The sequence below is a fragment of the Pseudomonas sp. Choline-02u-1 genome, from assembly GCF_002836515.1.
Taxonomy (GTDB): domain Bacteria; phylum Pseudomonadota; class Gammaproteobacteria; order Pseudomonadales; family Pseudomonadaceae; genus Aquipseudomonas.
In genome coordinates this window covers 118,232-128,664 of sequence record NZ_PJBC01000064.1, presented here as the reverse complement: position 1 = coordinate 128,664, position 10,433 = coordinate 118,232, and the positions used below count along the sequence as shown (strand labels likewise).

6 protein-coding genes are annotated in these 10,433 nt (G+C 62.5%); 3 read left to right on the top strand and 3 right to left on the bottom strand.

All coding sequences use genetic code 11. From position 1 onward, the window contains the following. Positions 1-184: 184 nt before the first annotated feature. Complete coding sequence (locus CXF97_RS21210; RefSeq protein WP_101160749.1) at positions 185-2,287, top strand: mechanosensitive ion channel family protein; 2,103 nt, start codon at positions 185-187, stop codon at positions 2,285-2,287. Positions 2,288-2,410: 123 nt separating this feature from the next. On the opposite strand, the gene CXF97_RS21205 is transcribed toward CXF97_RS21210, so the two are convergent. After that, the gene (locus CXF97_RS21205) at positions 2,411-6,697 is read right to left on the bottom strand and encodes a DEAD/DEAH box helicase (RefSeq protein WP_101160746.1); all 4,287 of its coding nucleotides are present in this window, start codon (positions 6,695-6,697) and stop codon (positions 2,411-2,413) included. Between the two features lie 296 nt (positions 6,698-6,993). On the opposite strand from CXF97_RS21205, the gene CXF97_RS21200 reads away from it, so the two are divergent. Next, positions 6,994-7,878 carry a sugar nucleotide-binding protein gene (locus CXF97_RS21200; RefSeq protein ID WP_101160744.1) on the top strand — a complete coding sequence of 295 codons (885 nt, stop codon included), beginning with the start codon at positions 6,994-6,996 and terminating at the stop codon, positions 7,876-7,878. Further along, complete coding sequence (locus CXF97_RS21195) at positions 7,871-8,803, top strand: NAD-dependent epimerase/dehydratase family protein (RefSeq protein ID WP_101160741.1); 933 nt, start codon at positions 7,871-7,873, stop codon at positions 8,801-8,803. Before CXF97_RS21200 ends, CXF97_RS21195 begins: the two co-directional genes overlap by 8 nt. A gap of 184 nt (positions 8,804-8,987) precedes the next feature. On the opposite strand, the gene CXF97_RS21190 is transcribed toward CXF97_RS21195, so the two are convergent. Together CXF97_RS21190 and CXF97_RS21185 are read right to left on the bottom strand one after the other, a co-directional pair. Next, complete coding sequence (locus tag CXF97_RS21190) at positions 8,988-9,686, bottom strand: OmpW family protein (RefSeq protein WP_101160738.1); 699 nt, start codon at positions 9,684-9,686, stop codon at positions 8,988-8,990. Between the two features lie 221 nt (positions 9,687-9,907). Beyond that, positions 9,908-10,426, bottom strand: a complete 519-nt coding sequence (locus tag CXF97_RS21185; RefSeq protein ID WP_101160806.1) for a DUF3299 domain-containing protein — start codon at positions 10,424-10,426, stop codon at positions 9,908-9,910. Positions 10,427-10,433: the final 7 nt, after the last annotated feature.

The following is a 10,433-nucleotide window of genomic DNA, read 5'->3' as shown; positions in this document are numbered from 1 at the left end:
TCCTCGTGTTGCCGATGTTCTGTGATGACTGCGGCGGGGGCGGGAAAGTTTCGGTGGTGTTACGGACGGTCGCGATTGGGGGTTGCGTCCGATTCCTCGTGCAGGTGCGTGGCCCTGATGGCTGAACTTGCCGCGCAAATACCGATCAGTTCCTTACGAGGTTCGGCCATGGGAGATCGGAGTTTTGCGCAATTTCAGGATCGCCATTCTGCTGGCAGCGCTGTTGTGTTTGGGCGTCAACACATCGCAAGCCGCCGCGCTGCCGGGTGTTCCGGCTCCCGCCGATGCTGCGGAAAAACCCGCTGAACCGGAGCCGCTGGTTCAGGGTGGTCTGCTCGGGGCGATCAGTACGAGCATTGACGATGTGCAGGAAAAACTCGATCTCGATGAACATCTGGTCGATGCCTGGCGACTGCGCGCCGACCGTGCGGCGGATGAAGTCGATCGGTTGGTCAAGCAACCGTCGAACCGTTCGGGCTGGAGCGTGGCCGGGGATTTCCTCACGCTGTCGGGCGTCTGGCTGGGCAGTTTCGCCCTGCTGACCGTGCTTGGCAGCTTGCTGGCCAAGCGTCTGCGTGAGGGCCGTTGGTTGCGCACGCGCCAGCGCAGTCAGGATTTGCTCGGCTACGTGCTGCCGTACACCGTGCCGGCGTTGATCTGCCTGCCGCTGACGCTGTATGTCAGCCATTATCTGCAAGGTTCGGTGGGCCGTGCATTGGCGCTGTGCCTGGCCTATGCCACCAGCAGCGGCATCTTTTCCACGTCGATGTTGTTGTGCGTGGTGGTGATGTTCAACGTCGGTCACAAGCGCACCGCCGCGCGAATCATCCGTGAATATTGTCCGCGACCGCTGTTCCTGATCGGCTTTCTCGCCGCCCTCAGCGATGCGCTGACCAGCCCGCAGATTGCCCGGCAACTGGGCGGCAATATCACCAGCAGTATCGCCGTGTTCACCGGGCTGATCGCCTCGGTGATTTTCGGTTTGCTGGTGATTCGCCTGCGTCGGCCGGTGGCGCATCTGATCCGCAATCGCCCTTTGGCTCAACGTTTGAAACAACCGTCGCTGCAAGAGTCGCTGCGGATATTTTCCGGGCTGTGGTACTGGCCGATCGTGTTGATGGTGCTGGTCTCGGCGGTCAGTCTGATCGGCATCGGCGAGGACAATCAGAAAGCCCTGCGTTGCGCCTTGTTCACTACCGTGCTGCTGATCGCCACGGTGTTTCTCAGTACGGTGTTGCAGCACCTGTTCAAGTCGCGCAAGGCCGAGGCGATCCAGCGCAGCAGTGCTTACAAGGAACGCTTTCTCAGCCTGTTGCATGCCTTGCTGCGCATCGTCATGGCGGTTGTGTTCATCGATATTCTTGGGCGGATCTGGGGCGTTTCGCTGCTCGATTTCGCCCAGAGCAGCACGGTCGGCCGGGCGATCAGTAATGCATTGAGCAGCATCGGCCTGATCTTCCTGGTGACGTGGCTGCTGTGGGTGGTGCTCGACACGGCGATTCAGGAAGCGCTGAAACCGCCGGTCAGCAAACGCGGAGCACGTCAGCCGAGCACGCGGGTGAAAACCATCCTGCCGTTGTTGCGCAATGCGATCAAAATCATCCTCGTGGTGATCTGCGCGATCACCACTATGGCCAATCTCGGCATCAACGTCGCGCCGCTGTTGGCCGGTGCCGGGGTCGTTGGCCTGGCGATCGGTTTCGGCTCGCAGCAACTGGTGCAGGACGTCATCACCGGGTTGTTCATCATCATCGAAGACACTCTGTCGATCGGCGACTGGGTGGTACTCGATTCAGGCCACGCCGGCACGGTGGAAGGTTTGACTATCCGCACCTTGCGCCTGCGCGACGGCAAGGGTTTTGTGCACTCGGTGCCGTTCGGCCAGATCAAGGCAGTGACCAACCAATCACGCCAGTTTGCTTTCGCGTTTTTCTCGGTGCAGTTCACTTACGACACCGACGTCGACAAGGCGATCGAGCTGATCCGCGAGGCCGGCGATTCGATCCGCGAAGACCCGTTTCTCAAGTACAACCTGCAAGGGCCGCTGGATGTGTTCGGGGTGGACAAGATGGATCTCAACGGCGTGGTGCTGACGGCGCAGTTCCGCACGGTGTCCGGTGGGCAATATGCGGTGAGCCGCGCGTTCAATCAGCGCTTGAAGAAGCTTGTGGATAACACCCCGAATGTGCATTTTGCGCAGACTTATCCACAACAGGTGTTGTTGCCGAAGCGGCAGGAGGAGGGGGCGGTGGTTGCGGCGCAGGTGCCTCAGGAGTCGCGGCCCTGATCTGATCTGTGCGTTGGATGTCCCGGCCTCTTCGCGGGCAAGCCCGCTCCTACATCGGTTTTGTGTACGCCGCAGAACCCTGTGGGAGCACGCTTGCCCGCGAAGTGGCCTGAGCAGACACCCTCAATGGCGGATCAATTTCCTGCCTGTCTGCTCCATGGCCGCCTGATCCAGATCCGCCCAAACCTGCTGTTTGCCGGCGATCACCGCCGCCACCGGAACCCCATCGCGATACACCAGCCGATTACTCGCCAGCGCCGGCACCTTTGCCCCGGGCAGCAAAGTCCCGGCCAGATTCAGCGGATCGACCCCGCATACCGCCACCAGGCTGCCGTCCTGCGGGCGACGGCGTACTTCGCGCAGCAAGGGAATGGCTTCGGGCAAGGCAAATTGCTCCCCGGCCAGGCCACTGACAAACCGCCCGCCACGAATCTCGCCTCGCGCTTCCAGTCGATGGAAGGTGCGCAGTAATTCCCGCCAGCTCGGCAACCAGTCGGCTTCACGCTCCAGCAAACGCCAGAACACTACGCCGTAGCGGCGCAGCAGAGTCATGGCCACATGTTCGAGTGTCTCGGCCGCGTCCACGGTTGTTCCACGGCGCAGTAAAGCCCAACGCCCGGCATCGTCCATGCCGCCGATGAACGCGCCGCGTCCACGCCGACTGCTGCGCTGTTGGCGTTTGCTCGCCGGCGTGATCAGTGCGCGCAGGCCGGCAAAGCTGTCGGCGTTCACCAGCCCGGCGGCGACCAGTTCCTGCAAGGCGATTTCCAGTTCGCTGCGCAGCAGGCGCGCTTCATGAATCAGCTCATCGAAAAACAGCGCACCCTGCTGACTCAGCGCCTCAAAAACTTTCTGTGTTTTGGGCGATAACTCACTCACTGGCGTCTGTTCCGCCAATGCGCTCCACAAACCCACCTGGCTACGCGGCAGCAGCACAATCGGTGTACTGCGCAATGCCGAGCCGCTGACCTTCTGCCGCGCATTGATGCGCGTCCACACCAGTTTGCCGTTGCGGCACAGTTCGTCCAGCCAGCTCGGCGAATAGTCCTTGAGGCGGGCCGGCAGGATGTCGCTGTCCCACGCCGAAGCTGCGGCCGGGTAGCCTTCGAACTGGCCGACAATCGCCGGCAACACCGCGCTGCCCTGACCTTGGGTGGCCGGCGTCAGATGCTGCCAGTCGAACAGGAAACGCATGAAGTCCTGCAATGCCACCGGTTCGATTTCCCGGCGCAGGCGCTTGACCGTGTAGCGATGAATACGCGCCAGCAGATGGCGTTCGCACCATTCTTCGATTTCGCTGTGCGGCGTGAACTGGCCGCGCAACACATAGCCTTCACGCTCCAACTGCGCGAGGGACTGATTGACCTGCGCGGCTGGCAAAGCAAGCGACTCGGCGATGGCGGACAACGGGATTGGCCCGAAGGCGCCGAGCCGGGCGCGGATCACTTCGAGCAGGGCTTCATCGAATGTCCACGTTTCGTCGAAACCGGGCAGCTCTACCGCTGCAGTCTGCAATGTGGCCTGTGGATAAAGTGCCCGCAGACAACTCAAACGCTCGCGCGCCAGCCATAACTGATGCTCAGCGTCGACCTGTAACAGGCAAGCACGCCCGCCGGTCATCAGCGTTTGCAGCCAGTCCGGCCAACCCGCGTTGGCCTGCGCCTCGGTGTCGCTGATGCAGGCGAGGCTCATCAGCGCTTCGTGCATTTCATCCATCGAATTGGGCGACGGCCACGCTTCTTCGCGCACCGCCGTGATCGCGTCGGCATCGAGCGCACCGAGGTCGTCGGTCGATTGCGGATCGCTCCAGCGTCGGTTGATCACCGCTTGGGTGCGACGTTCTTCAAGCGGCGCGTCGTCGAGAAACGTGTACGGCCGGGCGCTGAGAATTTCCGCCGCCAGTGGCGACGGCGCAGGCAAATCCCGCGCGATCAGGCGCACCTCGCCACGCTCCATGCGCCGCAGCAGGGTCAGCCAGCCTTCGCTGTCCATCGCTTCGTGCAGGCAATCGTCGAGGGTTTGTTCGACCAGCGGATGCTCGGGGACTTCGCGCTCGCCGGCGAGGTTTTCCAGGCAGGCGATCTGGTCGGGAAACACACTGGCGATCAGGTCTTCGCTTTTCATCCGTTGCAGTTGCGGAGCGACTTTGCGCCCGCCGGTGAAGCGCGGCAACGCCAGCGCCACCCCGGCATTCCAGCGCCAGCGCACGCCGAACAACGGCGCATCAAGCACCGCTTGAATGAGCGTGTGTTCAGCGCTGTTGCTGTGCAGGTAACGCCAGACTTCATCGAGCTCGAAACTGTGACTGGTCGAGAGCGACAAGACGATCGCGTCTTCGCTGGCAGCGGCCTGCAGCTCGAAGTTGAAGGTGCGGCAGAAACGCTTGCGCAGGGCCAGGCCCCAGGCGCGGTTGATGCGGCTGCCGAACGGCGTGTGGATGATCAGTTGGGTGCCACCGGACTCGTCGAAAAACCGCTCCATCAACAGCGTGTCCTGCGAGGGCAGGGCGCCGAGGGTTTGCCGTGCGCGCGCCAGATATTCGACCAGTTGCTCGGCGCTGGCGAGGTTGAGGCCGAGTGTGGCGGTCAGCCAGTCGAGCGCCGGTTGCAGATTCCCGGGGCTGGCGCTGAGCAATTCGTCCAACTGCGCTTGCAGGCGCGCGACGGCCGCCGACAGTTCATCACTGCGCCCCGGCGCTTCGCCGAGCCAGAATGGAATGGTCGGCGGCATGCCCTGCGCATCCTCGACGCGCACCTTGCCACTTTCCACCCGCAGGATGCGGTAAGAGGTATTGCCGAGCTGGAACACATCGCCAGCGATACTTTCCACGGCGAAATCTTCGTTGACGCTGCCGATGTTCAAACCCTGCGGTTCAAGCAGCACGCTGTAGTCGGCGTTGTCCGGGATGGTGCCGCCACTGGTCACGGCGGTCAGTTGCGCGCCACGCCGCCCACGCAACGTGCGGCTGACGGCGTCGCGATGCAGGTAGGCGCTGCGGATGCCCTGGCGCCCGTTGTAGCCTTCGGCGAGCATGCTCAGCAGGGCCTGATAGTGTTTTTCATTGAGGTCGCGATACGGCCACGCTTGGCGGAACATCGCCAGCAAGGCGTCTTCCGACCATTCCTGGCAACTGACCTCGGCAATGATCTGCTGCGCCAGCACGTCCAGCGGTTTTTCCGGAATGTGCAGCGTATCGAGCTCGCCCCGACGCACGCAGTCGAGCAGGGCGGCGCACTCGATCAGGTCGTCGCGGGTGGTGGCGAACAAACGCCCCTTGGGCGTGCCGCCGACCTGGTGTCCGGAGCGACCCACTCTTTGCAGAAACGCGGCGATCGAACGCGGCGAACTGATCTGGCAGACCAGGTCGACTTCACCGATATCGATGCCCAGTTCCAGCGACGCGGTGGCGATCAGCACTTGCAGCTCGCCGCGCTTGAGCCGTTGTTCCGCATCGAGGCGAAACTCCTTGGCGAGACTGCCGTGGTGCGCCGCCACCGCGTGCTTGCCGAGGCGTTCGCTCAGATGCCGGCTGAGGCGCTCGGCGAGGCGCCGGGTGTTGACGAAAATCAGCGTGGTGCGGTGCTCGCGAGCAAGTTCGGCGAGACGGTCATAAACCAATCCCCAGACATCGGTGGCCATCACCGCCGACAACGGCACCGGCGGCACTTCGATGCCCAGGTCTCGCGGGCGGGCGTGGCCGATGTCGACGATCTCGCAGGGGCGCTCATGGCCGACGAGAAATTGCGCCACGGCTTCGACCGGTTTCTGTGTGGCGGACAGGCCGATTCGGGTCAGCGGTTCGCTGCACAAGGCTTGCAGGCGCTCAAGGCTCAAGGACAGGTGACTGCCGCGCTTGCCGGCGGCCATGGCGTGGATTTCGTCGATGATCACCGTGCGCGTGGTGCCGAGCATCTTACGGCCTGACTCGGAACCGAGCAGCACGTACAGCGATTCCGGAGTGGTCACCAGAATGTGCGGTGCGGTCTTGCGCATGGCGGCGCGGTCTTTCTGCGGGGTATCGCCGGTGCGCACGGCCGTAGTGATCTGCAGCTCGGGCAGACCCAGTTGGCGCAGTTGTTCGGTGATGCCGGCCAGCGGATTCTGCAGGTTGATCTGGATGTCATTGGACAGTGCTTTCAACGGTGAGACGTAAACCACCAGGGTTTCGGCGGGCAGACCGTCGGGGTGTTCGAGGCCGCGGTGGACAAGCTCATCGAGCACGGCGAGGAACGCCGTCAGGGTCTTGCCCGAGCCGGTGGGCGCGGCAATCAGCGTCGAACGGCGCTGGCGGATCAGCGGCCACGCACGGGCCTGGGCAGCTGTGACCGCCGGGAACGTGTGGCTGAACCAGGCGCTGACGGCGGGGTGAAAGCCGGCCAGAGCGCTGTTGGCGGGGAGGGGCAGATTCATGACTGAAGTTATGCGGGCGGGGGCGGGAAGATGCAAGTACCGCTGGGGATCTCGGCTGTCTGGCAGTGCCCCTCGCGAGCAAACTCGCTCCCACAGTTGACCGCGTGCCCATGTGGGAGCGAGCTTGCTCGCGAAGGGGGCAATTGCCACAACACAAATCCTGGCGATACACACTTTGCGGATGACGGTTGCGCACTAAACCCGCAAAATGCAACGATTCCGGCAATTATCGACGACGGTTCCACGAGATCCGTCGCTAAAGCCATCGTTCCAATCAGACTGGGCCTGCTGACTCTATGCGAATGCGCCTTATGTTACTGGGCGGCGGAAATGCCCTTGGGCAGGCGCTGATTCGCCTCGGTGCGGAAGAAGACATCGGTTTTCTTGCCCCCCGCCCGCCCGAAAATGGCTGGGATGCCGCGAGCCTCACACAATTGCTCGACGACACCCGTCCCGATGCGTTGATCAACCTCGCCTACTATTTCGACTGGTTCCAGGCCGAGAGCGTCAGCGAAAGCCGCATGACTGGCCAGGAGCGCGCCATCGAGCGTCTGGCCGAACTGTGCCAGCACCACAACATTGTCCTCGTGCAGCCGTCGAGCTATCGCGTGTTCGACGGTTCGCGGGCCACGGCCTACAGCGAAAAAGACGAACCGGTGCCGTTGGGCCTGCGCGGTCAGGCCTTGTGGCGCATCGAGCAAAGCGTGCGCGCAACCTGCCCGCAACATGTATTGCTGCGTTTTGGCTGGCTGCTCGACGACAGTGCGGACGGCACTCTCGGGCGCTTCCTCGCCCGCGCGGAAAAACCCGAAGAGTTGCTGCTGGCCGATGACCGTCGCGGTAATCCAACCCCGGTCGACGATGCCGCACGCGTGATCATCTCGGTGCTCAAACAACTCGACTGCGCCGCGCCGCTCTGGGGCACCTATCACTACGCCGGCCATGAAGCGACCACGCCGCTGGCGCTGGGCCAGGCGATTCTCACCGAAGCACGCAGTCTGCATCCGCTGGCGATCGAAGCACCGACCGCGCAGGCGCACGCCGCGCGCCCGGACGCCGCCGAGGAACCGCAACATGCGGTGCTGGCCTGCAAGAAAATTCTCCACACTTTCGGGATCAAGCCGCGTGCCTGGCGTGCTGCGCTCCCGAGCCTACTGGACAGGTTCTACCGACATGGCTGAAGCAAAGGTTTTAATCACGGGCGGCGCCGGATTCATCGGTTCGCACCTGACCGATGCCTTGCTCGCCAAGGGCTATTCGGTGCGCGTGCTCGACGACCTGTCGACCGGCAAGCGCAGCAACCTGCCGTTGGACAATCCAAAGGTTGAACTGGTGGTCGGTGATGTCGCCGATGCCGCACTGGTTGCCCGCGCCATGCAAGGTTGCAACGCTGTTGCGCATCTGGCGGCGGTGGCCTCGGTGCAGGCCTCGGTGGATGATCCGGTGAAAACCCACCAGAGCAATTTCATCGGCACTTTGAATGTCTGCGAAGCCATGCGCCTGGCCGGGGTCAAACGTGTGGTGTATGCCTCCAGCGCGGCGGTGTACGGCAACAATGGCGAGGGTGAGTCGATTGATGAAGACACGCCAAAAGCACCGCTGACACCCTATGCCTCGGACAAACTGGCCGGTGAGCAGTACTTCGATTTCTACCGCCGCCAGCATGGCCTGGAGCCGGCGATTTTCCGCTTCTTCAACATTTTCGGTCCACGTCAGGATCCGTCCTCGCCGTATTCCGGAGTGATCAGCATCTTCAGCGAACGCGCCTCGAAAGGTTTGCCGATCACCGTGTTTGGCGATGGCGAGCAGACCCGCGATTTTCTGTATGTCGGTGATCTGGTCGATTTGCTGGTGCAGGCGCTGGAAAAGCCCGAGGTGCAGGAAGGGGCGGTCAACGTTGGCTGGAACCAGGCGATGAGCCTGAAGCAGATGCTCGAAGCATTGAAATCGGTGGTCGGTGAACTGCCGCCCGTGAGCTACGCGCCGGCACGTTCGGGGGATATCCGCCATTCGCGAGCCGATAACCGACGCTTGTTGCAGCGCTTTGAAATGCCGCCGCAGACGCCGATGAGTGTGGGCTTGGCGCGCTTGCTCGGGCGCGGATGAAACAAGCTTTCGGACATGAAAAAGGCGCCCATCATCAGGCGCCTTTTTCACGGCCGGAATATCGCTATCCCTGTGGCGAGGGAATGTTGTCCCCCGATCGACTGCGTACGGTCGTCGTCAGTTCTGCGTCTGCCCGCCACTCAGCCTCACTCACCACCACGTGAACGTTCGGTAAAAAACCGGCTTAGAACTTGTAGCCCAGACCGACCATGTAGATGAACGGATCGACGTCCACATTCACCCGTGCACGGGTGCCCGGTGCGACGGCGTTGTTCTCGACGGTCGCGCGGGTGTCGATGTCGATGTAACGCACTTGGGCGTTGAGCATGATGTTGTCGGTGATCATGTAATCGGCGCCGACCTGCCACGCCAGACCCCAGGAATTTTTCGCCTTGAAGTTGCTGAAACCGTTGGCGCTGGCTTCGCTGCCGACGTGCTCGTCGTAGATCCAGGTGTAGTTGATGCCCCCACCGACGTAGGGCTGGAAGGCCGATTTCGAATCCAGCGGGTAGTAGACGACGCTGAGAGTCGGCGGCAAGTGTTTCAGGGTGCCGAGCTTGCCATTGGCGGCGGGCAGCGCGGTGCCCTTGAGCTTGACGTCATGCTCGAACGGCGTGGCGGCCAGCAATTCGATACCGATGTTGTTGGTGAGCATGTAGGCGAAGTTCAGACCCAGCTGGGTGTCGCTGCTCATGGTCGCCTTGCCGCCCAGATTGGTGCCGCTCAGCGGACCCTGATCGACCTTGACGCTGGAGCTGTCGGCCTTCGGGTTGACGGTGATCGCGCCGGCGCGCACGAGAATATCGCCTGCCTCGTGAGCGTGGGCGAGCGGGGCTGAGAGCGCGAGGGCAAACAGCGAGGCGCTGAGCAAGGACTTGTTCATGGGGGCTCCGAAAGGACATAAAAATTCGATGTCCTAGGGTACGAAGCCGTCTGCTACGGTGTTTTGACTCAGCTCAATGAAACAGTGAAACCCCGGATTTTTGCGGTGTCTGTGCTGGCCCTTTCGCGAGCAAGCCCGCTCCCACAGGGGAATGCGTTGCAAATGTGGGAGCGGGCTTGCTCGCGAAGGCTATAGGACAAACAACACAAAACTACCGGGCCTTACTCCGGCAATTCGTACGCATAAATCTTGTCCGCCTCCATCTGATACCCGGCATCGGCCAGTTCACTGCTCGAGGCTTTCACCTGCAACGGCCCCTCAACCCAGTAAGGCTGATACAGCTCATCAAGCTTCACGCCCAGTTCGCTTTTCACATGGACGATCTGGTTCGACGGCGGTGGCGGTACGTGGATGCAGGCGCCGAAATACGGCACCAGCAAAAAGTCCGTGGTGCGCCCCTCTTCGCTGACTTCCAGCGGCACGATGTAACCGGGCAGGCGAATGTTCTGCCCGTCGAGGCTCTTCACCACCGGCGCATTCGGCATGTCTTGCCTGGCCGCCGGTGCGGACTCGGCGGAAAGTGCGTCGCCCATCTTCGACAGGTCGTGCAGCGGGGTCATGTTGGGTACTTCCGGCGCGGCGTCCGGCGGGATCATTTCCGACCAGGTCAGGTCTTTCGGCGCCGCTGCCCACACGGGCAGGGCGACCAGCATCAGCAGCGCTAGCAGGGCGCGGGGCATGGTGAAC